Raw genomic sequence first — 14,056 nt, 5'->3', positions numbered from 1 at the left:
GACGCCGTAGGCAGGCGGGGTGGGCCGGGGTTCCCCCGCCACCCCCAGGGACCCGTCCGGACGCGCTGAGACGGCCGCGTCGCCCACCCGCTCGTACGCTCGGCGACATGGCAGAGGTGCACGCGGCCCGACGGGACCGGCTCAGAGAGCGCGCGACGGCTGGTGGCAGCGCGGCCGCCCTCGTCTCGCGGCCCGCTAACGTCCGCTACCTGGCGGGAACGGCACCGAACGGCGCCGTCCTCCTGCTGGGCCGGGACCTCGGCGGCGGTGACGACCTCCTGCTGTGTGCGCAGGCGCCCAGCGACGAACCCGTCGAAGGACGGCTCGACGAGGCGCTGCGGGTCCAGGTCCTGGACGTACCCGCAGGCGACCCGGCCGTCGCCGCCGCGGACGTGGCAGCGTCCCGCGGAGCCGACTCGCTCGCCGTCGAGGAGCACCACCTGACGGTGGCCCGGCACCGCGCGGTCGGCTCTGTGGCCCCCCGGCTCCGTCTGCTGGACCTCAACAGCGGGGTCGAACAGCTGCGTCTCGTCAAGGACGAGGAGGAGATCTCCTGTCTGCGGATCGCGGCCGAGATCGCCGACCAGGCTCTCGGTGAGCTGCTCGAGTCCATCCTCGTCGGCCGCACGGAGCGTCACCTCGCCCTCGAACTGGAGCGTCGACTTGTCGACCACGGCGCCGACGGTGCCGCCTTCCCCACCTCCGTGGGCACGGGTCCGAACTCGGGGCGGGTGATCCACCGGCCCACCGACCGCCGGGTCGAGGAGGGTGATTTCCTCTCCGTGTGCCTGGGAGCGACGTACCGCGGCTACCGCTGTGAGATCGGCCGTACGTTCGTCATCGGAACCTCGCCCGCGGACTGGCAGATCGAGCTGTACGACCTCGTCTTCGCCGCTCAGCGGGCCGGACGCGAGAGTCTGGCGCCCGGCGTCGAGTGCCGCGAAGTGGACCGGGCCGCCCGTCACGTCCTGGACGCGGCAGGGTATGGTGACGGGCTCGCGCCGCTGACCGGACACGGGGTGGGACTCGAAATCGACGAGGACCCGCAGTTGGCCCCCGCGGCCATGGGTAAACTGGAGACTTGTGTGCCGGTCACCGTCGAGCCGGGGGTCCACCTCCCGGGTCGGGGCGGCGTCCGGATCGATGACACGCTCGTCGTCCGCCCCGAGGCGGACGGCGGACCCGAGCTACTCACCATCACGACCAAGGAGCTGCTCGCGCTCTAGCCCGCAAAGGCTGTTCGCGTGCCCCTGGGTCGTCCACGTCAGTCCAGGAGATTCCGCAACCGTGGCTTCCACGAACGACCTCAAGAACGGCCTGGTGCTCAAGCTCGACGGGGGCCAGCTCTGGTCCGTCGTCGAGTTCCAGCACGTCAAGCCCGGCAAGGGCCCTGCCTTCGTGCGCACCAAGCTCAAGAACGTGCTCTCCGGCAAGGTCGTCGACAAGACGTTCAACGCCGGCGTCAAGGTCGAGACGGCCACCATTGACAAGCGCGACATGCAGTTCTCGTACATGGACGGGGACTACTTCGTGTTCATGGACATGGAGACGTACGACCAGCTGCACGTCGACCGCAAGGCCGTCGGCGACGCCGCCAACTTCCTGATCGAGGGCTTCACCGCCTCCGTCGCGCAGCACGAGGGCGAGGTGCTCTTCGTCGAGCTGCCGGCCGCCGTCGAGCTCGTGATCAAGGAGACCGAGCCGGGCGTCCAGGGCGACCGCTCCACCGGCGGCACCAAGCCCGCCATCCTGGAGACCGGCCACCAGATCGGCGTCCCGCTCTTCATCACGCAGGGCGAGAAGATCAAGGTCGACACCCGCACGAGCGACTACCTCGGCCGGGTGAACAGCTAACCGTGGCTGCCCGTAATACGGCCCGCAAGCGCGCCTTTCAGATCCTCTTCGAGGCAGACCAGCGCGGCGCCGACCCCCTGACGGTCCTCGCGGACTGGATCCGGCACTCCCGCAGCGACACGCGGCAGCCGCCCGTCAGCGAGTACACGATGGAGCTGGTCGAGGGGTACGCCAAGCAGGCGTCCCGGATCGACGAGCTCATCTCGCAGTACGCCGTCGGGTGGACCCTTGACCGGATGCCGGTCGTCGACCGCAACATCGTGCGGCTCGGCGCCTATGAGCTGGTCTGGGTCGACGGGACCCCGGATGCCGTGGTGCTCGACGAGGCCGTTTCGCTGGCCAAGGAGTTCTCCACCGACGAGTCCCCGGCGTTCATCAACGGACTGTTGGGTCGCTTCAAGGACCTGAAGCCGACCCTGCGCCGCGACGAGGCCTGAGCCCCGCCGCCGCACGCAGCATCGTTTCGCGGGCCCGGAGCAGAACATGAACAATGTTCTGCTCCGGGCCTGGTGCGTTTCCAGGGATCTTCATTAAGTTCTGGTCATGTCACCGACAGGCCTCCCCGCGCGCGTGCGCATCGGCTACGGGCTCGGCTCCTTCGCCACCGGCACCTTCGGCACGGTCCCGGGCCTGTTGCTGCTGTACTACCTGACCGACGTGCTCGGCATCGGGGCAGGCCTGGCCGGGCTGCTCGTCTTCCTGCCCAAGGCGTGGGACGTGCTGTTCAACCCGTGGGTCGGCGCACGCTCCGACCGCAGCACCCGATCACGCCTGGGCCCGCGCCGCTCCTGGATGCTGCTCGGCGCGCTCACCCTGCCGGTCTGCTTCGCGGGCATGTTCGCGGCGCCCGCGGGCCTCGAAGGCGGGCCCGCCGCCACGTACGTGGCCGCCCTGTTCCTGCTCAGCGCCTCCGCGTACGCCTGCTTCCAGGTCCCGTACGTCGCGCTGCCCGCGGAACTCACGGCGGACCCGGACGAACGGGCCCGCGTCATGGCCTGGCGCGTCGCCTTCCTCGCCGTGGCCATCCTGCTGTCCGGATCCGTCGCCCCGGTGCTCGCCGACGCGGGCGGCTACCGGCTGATGGGTGTGGTGATCGGTGCGCTGCTCGCCGCCGGGATGCTGGCCGCCGTGTGCGCGACGGCCGGAACGCGCAGCGTCGTCCGGACAACGAGCGAGGCCGGCCTGCGCGCGCAGCTGCGCGCCGCCCGGGGCAACGCACCCTTCGGATGGCTGTTCGGCGCGTACGTCGTGCAGGCCGCCGCGTCCGGCCTGATGCTCGCCGGCACCCAGTACTTCGCGACGTACATCCTCGGCCGGCCGGGCGCCACCACCGTGCTGTTCGCCTGCCTCATCGTGCCGTCCCTCCTCGCGATGCCCCTGTGGCTGGCCATGGGCCGGCGAACGGGAAAGCGGAACGCGGCACTCGGGGCCTCCGTGTGCTTTCTGCTGGGGGCGCTCGGCGCCGCCGCGGGACGTGAACTGCCGACGGCGCTGATCTACGCGGCCGTGGCCGTGGCCGGCATCGGGTACGCGGGCATGCAGATGCTGCCGCTCGCGATGCTCGGCGACGCGATCGCCGCCGACGCCTACACCAGCGGGCGGCGCAGAGCCGGCGTCCTCACCGGCCTGTGGACCGCCGGCGAGACACTCGGACTCGCCCTGGGCCCCGGCCTGTTCGGCCTCGTCCTCGCGCTCGGCGGGTTCGTCTCGTCCGACGCCACCGACCGGGTCACGCAGCCCGGCTCGGCGCTGACCGCGATCATCATCGGCTTCGGCGCGCTGCCCGCCCTGCTGCTCGCCCTGAGCCTTCCGCTGTTGGCGAGGTACCGCCTCACCGAGTCCGAACTGATCCGCCTGCGCGCCGACTTCGACGCGTCCTTCGCGCCAGGCGAGCACCAAGAGCCCACCCAGCGAGACGAGGAGTCCGCATGACGACCGACGACCCGATACTGGCGCGGCTGACCGCACTGCGCGCGGGTGACCTGCCGGTACACGGCGGGCGCACCATGGCGTACGTCTACGACTCCGGCCTCGAAGGGCTCGACGAACTCGCGAACGCCGCGCAGGCCGCCTTCGCCGGGGTCAACGGGCTCGACATGACAGCGTTCCCGAGCGTCGTGGAGCTGGAGAACGACCTGGTGCGGCGCGCCACCGCGCTGCTCGGCGGCGGTGCGGGCACGTTCACCAGCGGCGGCACCGAGAGCTGTCTGCTCGCCGTCCTGACCGCGCGTCAGTACGCCCGCAAGGAGCGCGGGGTGACCGAGCCCGAACTCGTGCTGCCGGAGACGGCGCACGCCGCTTTCCACAAGGCCGCCGAGCTCTTCGGGCTGCGCGTGGTGAACGTCCCCGTCGACCCGGACACCTTCAAGGTGCGCCCGGCCGACATGGCCGCGGCGATCTCCGACCGCACCGCCCTGGTCGTCGTCTCCGCCCCCTCGTACGCGCACGGAGTCATCGACCCGGTCGTCGAGGTGGCACGGGAGGCGGAGCGGCGTGGGGTGCTGTGCCACGTCGATGCGTGCATCGGCGGGTGGTACCTCGGGCATCTGCGGCACGCCGCGCGGCAGGGGCAGGACGTACCGGGCGTCCCGGAGTTCGACCTGTCTGTCCCCGGCGTGACGTCGCTCTCCGTCGACCTGCACAAATACGCGTACACGGCGAAGGGTGCCTCGCTGCTGCTGTTCCGCGACGCGGGGCTGCGCCGGCACGGCTGGTTCGCGCACGCCGCCTGGCCCGGCTACCCCGTGGTCAACTCCACGCTCCAGGGCACCAAGTCGGCCGGGCCCCTCGCGGCGGCCTGGGCGGTGACGGAGCGCGTCGGCGCCGGAGGTTACGCGGTGCTGTCGACGCGCGTACACCGGACGACCCGCGTGCTCGCTGACGGTGTCGAACGGATCGAAGGTCTGCGGCTCGCCGCGCGGCCCGAGGCTTCCCTGATCGCTGTCGCCTCCGACGACCCGGACATCGATGTCTTCGTGGTGGCGGACGAGCTGCGGGGGAGCGGCTGGTATCTGCAGCCGCAGCCGGCCTTCGGGGCCTCACCGGCCACGCTGCATCTGACAGTGACCGCGGCGGTGGCGCAACCGGAGACGGCACGGCTGCTCCTCACCGAACTGGAGAAAGCGGTGGAACGGGCTCGTGAGCTGGGGCCCGTTCGGGTGGATCCCGAGGTCGTCGAGGCCGCGGCCACACTGGATCCGGACGCGCTGACCCCGCAGGAGGTCGAGATCGCGCTCGCGCTCGCCGGGGTGGGGGAGGGCGGTCGGCTGCCGGAGCGGATGGCGCCCGTGCTCGCGGTGCTCCAAGAGCTCCCGCCGAGGCTGAGCGCCCGCCTGCTGCCCGAGGTCATCGGGCGGCTCTTCCGGACCTGAGGGACAGCAACGAGGCCCGGGGACACCTGAGGGGGCGGAGCCCAATCGCTCCGCCCCCTCAGGGCTGTGACGTTTCTGCTGGGTGTGGCGGGATCAGACGTCGTCGTGCGCCACCGCGCGACGTGCGTCCGCGTCGAGCACGCCCCAGCTGATCAGCTGCTCGGTCAGGACCGAGGGCGACTGGTCGTAGATGACGGCGAGGGTGCGCAGGTCGTCCTGGCGGATCGACAGCACCTTGCCGTTGTAGTCACCGCGCTGCGACTGGATCGTGGCGGCGTAACGCTGCAGCGGGCCCGCCTTCTCCGGCGGCACGTGGGCCAGCCGCTCCAGGTCGAGGCGCAGCTTCGGCGGCGGCTCGGCGGCGCCACCCGGGGTGGTGCCCGGCAGCAACTCCTGCACCGGCACGCCGTAGAAGTCCGCCAGTTCGGCGAGGCGCTGCACGGTCACGGCACGGTCGCCGCGCTCGTACGACCCCACCACGACCGCCTTCCAGCGTCCCTGGGACTTTTCCTCGACACCGTGGAGGGAAAGGCCCTGCTGGGTACGGATCGCGCGGAGCTTGGCCCCGAGCTGTTTGGCGTATTCGCTGGACATATAGCTCCCCGGACACTGCATCACTAAGCGGCTGCGCCGCGTGGCTGTAACTCACTGTGAGGTTACGCAGCGTTACTTGGCCGCGTCAAGCCGAATGGTCCGTACCGACCTTCTCGTGAATTCGTCGCTCTCGCACCTCCAGGCGGGTGATCAGCGATGTTGTGGAGGCTGGTAGTGTTGACGACGCAAATCCGACGTCCTTTAAGGTCCGTCCCGTGAGGCGGAGAAGGGGGTCCGTTTCGTATGGACACACAGCATTCCGATGCCCGGCCGGTACTCGAAGGCCCTGACATCGCGCGGGTACTGACCCGCATCGCCCACGAGATCGTCGAGCGCGCCAAGGGTGCCGAGGACGTGGTTCTCCTGGGCATTCCCACGCGAGGCGTCTTCCTCGCCCGCCGACTGGCCGAGAAGCTCGAAGAGGTCACCGGCCGCGCCATCCCCGTCGGCTCGCTCGACATCACGATGTACCGCGACGACCTGCGCATGCACCCGCCGCGCGCGCTCGCCCGCACCGAGATCCCGGGTGACGGCATCGACGGCCGCCTCGTCGTCCTCGTCGACGACGTGCTCTTCTCCGGCCGTACCATCCGCGCCGCCCTCGACGCCCTGAACGACATCGGGCGCCCGCGTGCCGTGCAGCTCGCGGTCCTCGTCGACCGCGGCCACCGCGAACTTCCCATCCGTGCCGACTACGTCGGCAAGAACCTCCCCACGTCGCTGCGGGAGACGGTCAAGGTCCAGCTCGCCGAGGAGGACGGCCGCGACGCCGTGCTGCTCGGTGCCAAGCCGGACGCCCAGGCGGCCGAGCAGTAGCACCCCTTCACTGTCGTGCGCGCGCCCGCGCACGGCCCGACAGGTGTGCCCTCGCGCGCCCGTATGTCCTGAATCTCCTGAACTGCCTTACGGAGCACCCCAGATGATGCGACACCTCATCTCGGCCGCCGACCTCTCCCGCGACGATGCCGTACTCATCCTCGACACCGCCGAGGAGATGGCCCGCGTCGCCGACCGGCCCATCAAGAAGCTGCCCGCGCTGCGCGGCCGGACCATCTGCAACCTGTTCTTCGAGGACTCGACGCGTACGCGGATCTCGTTCGAGGCCGCCGAGAAGCGCCTGTCCGCCGACGTCATCAACTTCGCCGCCAAGGGGTCGAGCGTCTCCAAGGGCGAGTCCCTCAAGGACACCGCCCAGACCCTTGAGGCCATGGGCGTCGACGCCGTCGTCATCCGGCACGGCGCGTCCGGCGCCCCGTACCGGCTCGCCACCTCCGGCTGGATCGACGCGCCGGTCATCAACGCCGGCGACGGCACCCATCAGCACCCCACGCAGGCGCTGCTCGACGCCTTCACGATGCGCCGCCGGCTCGTCGGCAAGGACGCCGGGATCGGCCGGGGCCTCGACGGCAAGCGCGTCACGATCGTCGGCGACGTGCTGCACAGCCGCGTCGCCCGCTCGAACGTCGACCTGCTGCACACGCTCGGCGCCGAGGTCACCGTCGTCGCGCCGCCCACCCTGGTGCCGGTCGGCGTCGAGAGCTGGCCGTGCGAGGTGTCGTACGACCTGGACTCCACGCTCACCAAGTCCGACGCCGTGATGATGCTGCGCGTGCAGCGGGAGCGGATGAACGCCGCGTTCTTCCCGACCGAGCGCGAGTACTCGCGCCGCTACGGGCTCGACGGCGACCGCATGGCGAGGATGCCGGAGCACTCCATCGTGATGCACCCGGGGCCGATGGTCCGCGGCATGGAGATCACCGCCGAGGTCGCGGACTCCGACCGCTGCACGGTCATCGAGCAGGTCGCCAACGGCGTGCACACGCGGATGGCCGTCCTGTACCTGCTTCTCGGCGGCAACGAGCCCGCCGTCAGCCACACCCGCCCCACCACTGGTTCCGAGGAGAGCAAGTAATCATGAGCAAGACCCTGATCCGTGGTGCGAAGGTGCTCGGCGGCGAGCCGCAGGACGTCCTGATCGACGGCGGCGTGATCGCCGAGGTCGGGACCGGGCTGAGCGCCGAGGGCGTCGAGACCGTCGTCGAGGCCGAGGGCAAGGTCCTTCTGCCGGGCCTCGTCGACCTCCACACCCACCTGCGCGAGCCCGGCCGCGAGGACTCCGAGACCGTCCTCACCGGCACCCGCGCCGCCGCCTCCGGTGGCTACACGAACGTGTTCGCCATGGCCAACACCTTCCCGGTCGCCGACACCGCCGGTGTCGTCGAGCAGGTCTACCGGCTCGGCCAGGAGCACGGCTACTGCGACGTGCAGCCCATCGGCGCCGTCACCGTCGGCCTGGAGGGCGTCAAGCTCGCCGAGCTGGGCGCCATGCACGAGTCCGCCGCCGGCGTCACCGTCTTCTCCGACGACGGCAAGTGCGTCCACGACGCCGTGATCATGCGCCGCGCCCTGGAGTACGTGAAGGCCTTCGGCGGCGTCGTCGCGCAGCACGCGCAGGAGCCCCGCCTCACCGAGGGCGCCCAGATGAACGAGGGCACCGTCTCCGCCGAGCTGGGCCTCGGCGGCTGGCCCGCCGTCGCCGAGGAGTCGGTCATCGCCCGCGACGTGCTGCTCGCCGAGCACGTCGGCTCCCGCGTGCACATCTGCCACCTGTCGACCGCCGGTTCCGTCGAGATCATCCGCTGGGCCAAGTCCCGCGGCATCGACGTCACCGCCGAGGTCACCCCGCACCACCTGCTCCTCACCGACGAGATGGTGCGCTCGTACAACCCGGTCTACAAGGTCAACCCCCCGCTGCGCACCGAGAAGGACGTCATGGCGCTGCGCGAGGCGCTGGCCGACGGCACGATCGACATCGTCGCCACCGACCACGCCCCGCACCCGGAGGAGGACAAGGACTGCGAGTGGGCCGCCGCCGCCATGGGCATGGTGGGCCTGGAGACCGCGCTGAGCGTGGTGCAGCAGACCATGGTCGAGACGGGCCTGCTGAGCTGGGCCGGGGTCGCCGACCGGATGTCCGTGAAGCCCGCCGAGATCGGGCAGGCCCACGGCCATGGACGTCCCGTCTCGGCAGGTGAGCCCGCGAACCTGGTTCTGGTCGACGCCGACTACCGTGGTGACGTGGACCCCGCGGGCTTCGCCTCCCGCAGCCGCAACACCCCGTACGAGGGCCGTGAGCTGCCGGGGCGCGTCACCCACACCTGGCTGCGGGGCAAGGCCACCCTCGCCGACGGGAAGCTCGCGTGACACCTCTGCAACCACTCGCTGTCCTCGCCGCCGAACAGAAGTCGGCGGACGTGACGGACTGGCCGAACAGGATCGGCTGGATCGTCGGTCTGCTGCTGTTCATCGCGCTCGTCTACTGGCTGATGCGTCAGGGCTGGAAGTGGCGCGGCACCCTGCAGGGTGACCTGCCGCCGCTGCCCGACGCGCCGACCGAGCAGGGCCCGGTGAAACTGGAGCTGAGCGGCCGGTACCACGGCTCCACCAGCGCCGGGCAGTGGCTCGACCGCATCGTGGCGCACGGCCTCGGCACCCGCAGCCGCGTCGAGCTGACGCTCACCGACGCGGGTCTGACCGCCGTACGCCCCGGAGCGAACGACTTCTTCGTCCCGGCGGAGGCGCTGCGCGAGGCCCGGCTCGACAAGGGAATCGCCGGCAAGGTCCTCACGGAGGGCGGCCTGCTCATCGTCACCTGGGCGCACGGCGACAAGCTGATCGACTCCGGATTCCGCTCCGACCACGCCGCCGAGCAGGCGGAGTGGGTCACCACCCTGAACGACATGATCAACACGACGGAAGGCACCGCACGATGACCACCTCCACCAGGGGAACTGAGAAGGTTCCCGCCGTGCTCGTCCTGGAGGACGGCCGGGTGTTCCGCGGCCGCGCCTACGGGGCCGTGGGGGAGACCTTCGGCGAGGCCGTGTTCTCCACCGGCATGACCGGCTACCAGGAGACCCTCACCGACCCGTCGTACGACCGCCAGATCGTGGTCGCGACCGCCCCGCAGATCGGCAACACGGGCTGGAACGACGAGGACGACGAGTCGAAGCGCATCTGGGTCTCCGGCTACGTCGTGCGCGACCCCGCGCGCGTGCCGTCCAACTGGCGCGCCACGCGCAGCCTGGACGACGAGCTGGTCGCGCAGGGCATCGTCGGCATCTCCGGCATCGACACCCGTGCCCTCACCCGCCACCTGCGCGAGAGCGGCTCCATGCGCTCCGGGATCTTCTCCGGCGAGACGCTCCCGGCCGACGCCGAGCTCGTCTCCCGCGTGCAGGCGCAGCCCGCGATGAAGGGCCTGAGCCTGTACGAGGAGGTCGCCACCAAGGAGGCCTACGTCGTCCCGGCGATCGGTGAGAAGAAGTTCACCGTCGCCGCCATCGACCTCGGCATCAAGGGCATGACCCCGCACCGGATGGCCGAGCGCGGCATCGAGGTGCACGTACTGCCGGCCACCGCGTCCGTCGACGACGTGTACGCCGTCAACCCCGACGGTGTGTTCTTCTCCAACGGCCCGGGCGACCCGGCCACCGCCGAGGGCCCGGTCGCGCTGATGACCGCCGTCCTGGAGCGGAAGACGCCGCTGTTCGGCATCTGCTTCGGCAACCAGATCCTCGGCCGCGCGCTCGGCTTCGGCACGTTCAAGCTGAAGTACGGCCACCGCGGCATCAACCAGCCGGTGCAGGACCGCACCACCGGCAAGGTCGAGGTCACCGCCCACAACCACGGCTTCGCCGTGGACGCGCCGCTGGACAAGGTGAGCGACACCAGGTTCGGCCGCGTCGAGGTCTCCCACGTGTGCCTCAACGACGACGTCGTGGAGGGGCTCCAGCTGCTCGACCAGCCGGGCTTCTCCGTCCAGTACCACCCCGAAGCGGCGGCCGGTCCGCACGACGCCGCGTACCTGTTCGACCGCTTCACCTCTTTGATGAGCACAGTTCTGATGGAGTCCGCCCGTGCCTAAGCGCAATGACCTGAATTCCGTACTCGTCATCGGCTCGGGCCCGATCGTCATCGGCCAGGCCGCGGAGTTCGACTACTCCGGCACCCAGGCCTGCCGGGTGCTGAAGCAGGAGGGCCTGCGGGTCATCCTGGTCAACTCCAACCCGGCGACGATCATGACCGACCCGGAGATCGCCGACGCCACGTACGTCGAGCCGATCACCCCCGAGTTCGTCGAGAAGATCATCGCCAAGGAGCGCCCCGACGCGCTCCTGCCGACCCTCGGCGGCCAGACCGCGCTCAACACCGCGATCTCGATGCACGACCAGGGCGTCCTCGAGAAGTACGGCGTCGAGCTGATCGGCGCCAACGTCGAGGCGATCAACAAGGGCGAGGACCGCGACCTCTTCAAGGGCGTCGTCGAGGAAGTCAACAAGAAGATCGGGCACGGCGAGTCCGCGCGCTCGTACATCTGCCACACCATGGACGACGTGCTCAAGGGCGTCGACGAGCTGGGCGGCTACCCCGTGGTCGTCCGCCCCTCCTTCACCATGGGCGGCGCGGGCTCCGGCTTCGCGCACGACGAGGAGGAGCTGCGCCGCATCGCGGGTCAGGGCCTCACGCTCTCGCCGACCACCGAGGTGCTCCTGGAGGAGTCCATCCTCGGCTGGAAGGAGTACGAGCTGGAGCTGATGCGCGACAAGAACGACAACGTCGTGGTCGTCTGCTCCATCGAGAACTTCGACCCGATGGGCGTGCACACCGGTGACTCGATCACCGTCGCCCCGTCGATGACCCTCACCGACCGCGAGTACCAGCGGCTGCGCGACATCGGCATCGCGATCATCCGCGAGGTCGGCGTCGACACCGGCGGCTGCAACATCCAGTTCGCGATCAACCCCGAAGACGGCCGCGTCATCGTCATCGAGATGAACCCGCGCGTCTCGCGCTCGTCCGCCCTCGCCTCCAAGGCCACCGGCTTCCCGATCGCGAAGATCGCCGCCAAGCTGGCCGTCGGCTACACGCTGGACGAGATCCCGAACGACATCACCGAGAAGACGCCGGCCTCCTTCGAGCCGACGCTCGACTACGTGGTCGTGAAGGCCCCGCGCTTCGCCTTCGAGAAGTTCCCGAGCGCCGACTCCACGCTGACCACGACCATGAAGTCGGTCGGCGAGGCCATGGCCATCGGTCGCAACTTCACGGAGGCGTTCCAGAAGGCGCTGCGCTCCCTGGAGAAGGCGGGCTCGCAGTTCACCTTCGTCGGCGAGACCGGCGACAAGACCGCCCTCCTCGAAGAGGCCGTGCGCCCCACCGACGGCCGCATCAACACCGTCATGGAGGCGATCCGCGCCGGTGCCACGCCCGAGGAGATCTTCGACTACACGAAGATCGACCCGTGGTTCGTGGACCAGCTCTTCCTCATCAAGGAGGTCGCCGACGAGCTCGCCGCCGCCCCCGAGCTGACGCGTGAGCTGATCGCCGAGGCCAAGCGGCACGGCTTCTCGGACCACCAGATCGCCGAGATCCGCGGCCTGCGCCAGGACGTCGTCCGCGAGGTCAGGCACGCCCTCGGCGTCCGCCCGGTCTACAAGACGGTCGACACCTGCGCCGCCGAGTTCGCCGCCAAGACGCCGTACTTCTACTCCTCGTACGACGAGGAGAGCGAGGTCGCGCCGCGCGAGAAGCCCGCCGTGATCATCCTCGGCTCCGGCCCGAACCGCATCGGCCAGGGCATCGAGTTCGACTACTCCTGCGTCCACGCCTCCTTCGCGCTCAGCGACGCGGGCTACGAGACCGTGATGGTCAACTGCAACCCGGAGACGGTCTCCACGGACTACGACACGTCCGACCGCCTCTACTTCGAGCCGCTGACCCTCGAGGACGTCCTGGAGATCGTCCACGCGGAGTCGCTCGCGGGCCCGATCGCGGGCGTCATCGTGCAGCTCGGCGGCCAGACCCCGCTGGGCCTCGCGCAGGCGCTCAAGGACAACGGCGTGCCCGTCGTCGGCACACCCCCGGAGGCGATCCACGCCGCCGAGGACCGCGGCGCGTTCGGCCGCGTGCTCGCCGAAGCGGGCCTCCCGGCCCCGAAGCACGGCACCGCCACGACGTTCGCGGAAGCGAAGGCAATCGCCGACGAGATCGGCTACCCGGTCCTCGTCCGCCCGTCGTACGTGCTCGGCGGCCGCGGCATGGAGATCGTCTACGACGAGACCCGCCTGTCCTCGTACATCGAGGAGTCCACCGAGATCAGCCCGTCGCGCCCGGTCCTGGTCGACCGCTTCCTCGACGACGCCATCGAGATCGACGTCGACGCCCTGTACGACGGCGAGGAGCTCTACCTCGGCGGCGTCATGGAGCACATCGAGGAGGCCGGCATCCACTCCGGCGACTCGGCGTGCGCCCTGCCCCCGATCACGCTCGGCGGCTACGACATCAAGCGCCTGCGCGCCTCTACGGAGGGCATCGCCAAGGGCGTCGGCGTGCGCGGACTCATCAACATCCAGTTCGCCATGGCGGGTGACATCCTCTACGTCCTGGAGGCCAACCCGCGCGCCTCCCGCACGGTCCCCTTCACCTCGAAGGCGACCGCGGTGCCGCTCGCGAAGGCCGCCGCCCGCATCTCGCTGGGCGCCACCGTCGCCGAGCTGCGCGCCGAGGGCCTGCTCCCGAAGACCGGCGACGGCGGCACGCTGCCGATGGACGCGCCGATCTCCGTCAAGGAGGCCGTCATGCCGTGGTCGCGCTTCCGCGACATCCACGGCCGCGGCGTCGACACGGTCCTCGGCCCGGAGATGCGCTCCACCGGCGAGGTCATGGGCATCGACTCCGTCTTCGGCACGGCGTACGCCAAGTCGCAGGCGGGCGCCTACGGTCCGCTGCCGACGAAGGGCCGGGCGTTCATCTCCGTCGCCAACCGCGACAAGCGCTCGATGATCTTCCCGGCGCGCGAGCTGGTGGCCCACGGCTTCGAGCTGCTCGCCACCTCCGGCACCGCCGAGGTCCTCAAGCGCAACGGCATCAACGCCACGGTCGTGCGCAAGCAGTCCGAGGGCGAGGGCCCGAACGGCGAGAAGACGATCGTCCAGCTGATCCACGACGGCGACGTCGACCTGATCGTCAACACCCCGTACGGCACCGGCGGCCGCCTCGACGGCTACGACATCCGGACGGCGGCGGTCTCCCGCTCCGTGCCGTGCCTGACCACGGTCCAGGCGCTCGCCGCGGCCGTCCAGGGCATCGAGGCGCTGGGCCACGGCGACGTGGGCGTGCGCTCACTGCAGGAACACGCGGAGCACCTGACGGCGGCCCGCGACTAAGGATCCAGC

Annotated in this window: 12 protein-coding genes; 11 read left to right on the top strand and 1 reads right to left on the bottom strand. The window is 70.4% G+C overall.

Annotation, left to right across the window (positions count from 1 at the left end; all coding sequences use genetic code 11):
- Positions 1-107: 107 nt before the first annotated feature.
- The 5 genes from OKJ99_RS03545 to OKJ99_RS03525 all read left to right on the top strand — a co-directional run bounded on the left by OKJ99_RS03545 (position 108) and on the right by OKJ99_RS03525 (position 5,225).
- Positions 108-1,226 carry an aminopeptidase P family protein gene (locus OKJ99_RS03545; protein WP_326014242.1) on the top strand — a complete coding sequence of 373 codons (1,119 nt, stop codon included), beginning with the start codon at positions 108-110 and terminating at the stop codon, positions 1,224-1,226.
- Between the two features lie 61 nt (positions 1,227-1,287).
- Positions 1,288-1,854 carry an elongation factor P gene (efp, locus tag OKJ99_RS03540; RefSeq protein WP_326014241.1) on the top strand — a complete coding sequence of 189 codons (567 nt, stop codon included), beginning with the start codon at positions 1,288-1,290 and terminating at the stop codon, positions 1,852-1,854.
- 2 nt (positions 1,855-1,856) lie between these two features.
- Positions 1,857-2,291 carry a transcription antitermination factor NusB gene (nusB, locus tag OKJ99_RS03535; RefSeq protein WP_326014240.1) on the top strand — a complete coding sequence of 145 codons (435 nt, stop codon included), beginning with the start codon at positions 1,857-1,859 and terminating at the stop codon, positions 2,289-2,291.
- A gap of 106 nt (positions 2,292-2,397) precedes the next feature.
- The gene (locus OKJ99_RS03530; RefSeq protein ID WP_326014239.1) at positions 2,398-3,786 is read left to right on the top strand and encodes an MFS transporter; all 1,389 of its coding nucleotides are present in this window, start codon (positions 2,398-2,400) and stop codon (positions 3,784-3,786) included.
- Positions 3,783-5,225: a pyridoxal phosphate-dependent decarboxylase family protein gene (locus tag OKJ99_RS03525; RefSeq protein ID WP_326014238.1), complete on the top strand. Its 1,443-nt coding sequence runs from the start codon at positions 3,783-3,785 to the stop codon at positions 5,223-5,225. Before OKJ99_RS03530 ends, OKJ99_RS03525 begins: the two co-directional genes overlap by 4 nt.
- Positions 5,226-5,318: 93 nt before the next feature.
- Here OKJ99_RS03525 and bldD read toward each other — a convergent pair whose 3' ends face one another.
- Entirely contained in the window at positions 5,319-5,819 is a 501-nt protein-coding gene (gene bldD / locus OKJ99_RS03520; protein WP_266721805.1) for a transcriptional regulator BldD, read from the bottom strand.
- 243 nt (positions 5,820-6,062) lie between these two features.
- Here bldD and pyrR point away from each other — a divergent pair, with 243 nt between their 5' ends.
- The 6 genes from pyrR to carB all read left to right on the top strand — a co-directional run bounded on the left by pyrR (position 6,063) and on the right by carB (position 14,047).
- Positions 6,063-6,635, top strand: coding sequence for a bifunctional pyr operon transcriptional regulator/uracil phosphoribosyltransferase PyrR (gene pyrR / locus OKJ99_RS03515; RefSeq protein WP_326014237.1), 573 nt, complete (start codon positions 6,063-6,065; stop codon positions 6,633-6,635).
- Positions 6,636-6,738: 103 nt separating this feature from the next.
- Positions 6,739-7,731, top strand: a complete 993-nt coding sequence (locus OKJ99_RS03510; protein WP_326014236.1) for an aspartate carbamoyltransferase catalytic subunit — start codon at positions 6,739-6,741, stop codon at positions 7,729-7,731.
- 2 nt (positions 7,732-7,733) lie between these two features.
- Positions 7,734-9,023 carry a dihydroorotase gene (locus tag OKJ99_RS03505; RefSeq protein ID WP_326014235.1) on the top strand — a complete coding sequence of 430 codons (1,290 nt, stop codon included), beginning with the start codon at positions 7,734-7,736 and terminating at the stop codon, positions 9,021-9,023.
- Positions 9,020-9,592, top strand: coding sequence for a PH-like domain-containing protein (locus OKJ99_RS03500; RefSeq protein WP_326014233.1), 573 nt, complete (start codon positions 9,020-9,022; stop codon positions 9,590-9,592). Before OKJ99_RS03505 ends, OKJ99_RS03500 begins: the two co-directional genes overlap by 4 nt.
- On the top strand, positions 9,589-10,746 hold the full coding sequence (gene carA / locus OKJ99_RS03495; protein WP_326014231.1) for a glutamine-hydrolyzing carbamoyl-phosphate synthase small subunit: 1,158 nt from the start codon (positions 9,589-9,591) through the stop codon (positions 10,744-10,746). The genes OKJ99_RS03500 and carA overlap by 4 nt, the downstream gene beginning before the upstream one ends.
- The gene (gene carB, locus OKJ99_RS03490) at positions 10,739-14,047 is read left to right on the top strand and encodes a carbamoyl-phosphate synthase large subunit (RefSeq protein WP_326014229.1); all 3,309 of its coding nucleotides are present in this window, start codon (positions 10,739-10,741) and stop codon (positions 14,045-14,047) included. Before carA ends, carB begins: the two co-directional genes overlap by 8 nt.
- The last annotated feature ends 9 nt before the right edge of the window (positions 14,048-14,056 follow it).

The organism is Streptomyces endophyticus (genome assembly GCF_035798155.1).
In the GTDB taxonomy this organism is placed as follows: Bacteria; Actinomycetota; Actinomycetes; order Streptomycetales; family Streptomycetaceae; genus Streptomyces; species Streptomyces endophyticus.
The sequence above is the reverse complement of the archived record's forward strand: the minus strand, read 5'-3'. Positions and strand labels throughout refer to the sequence as shown.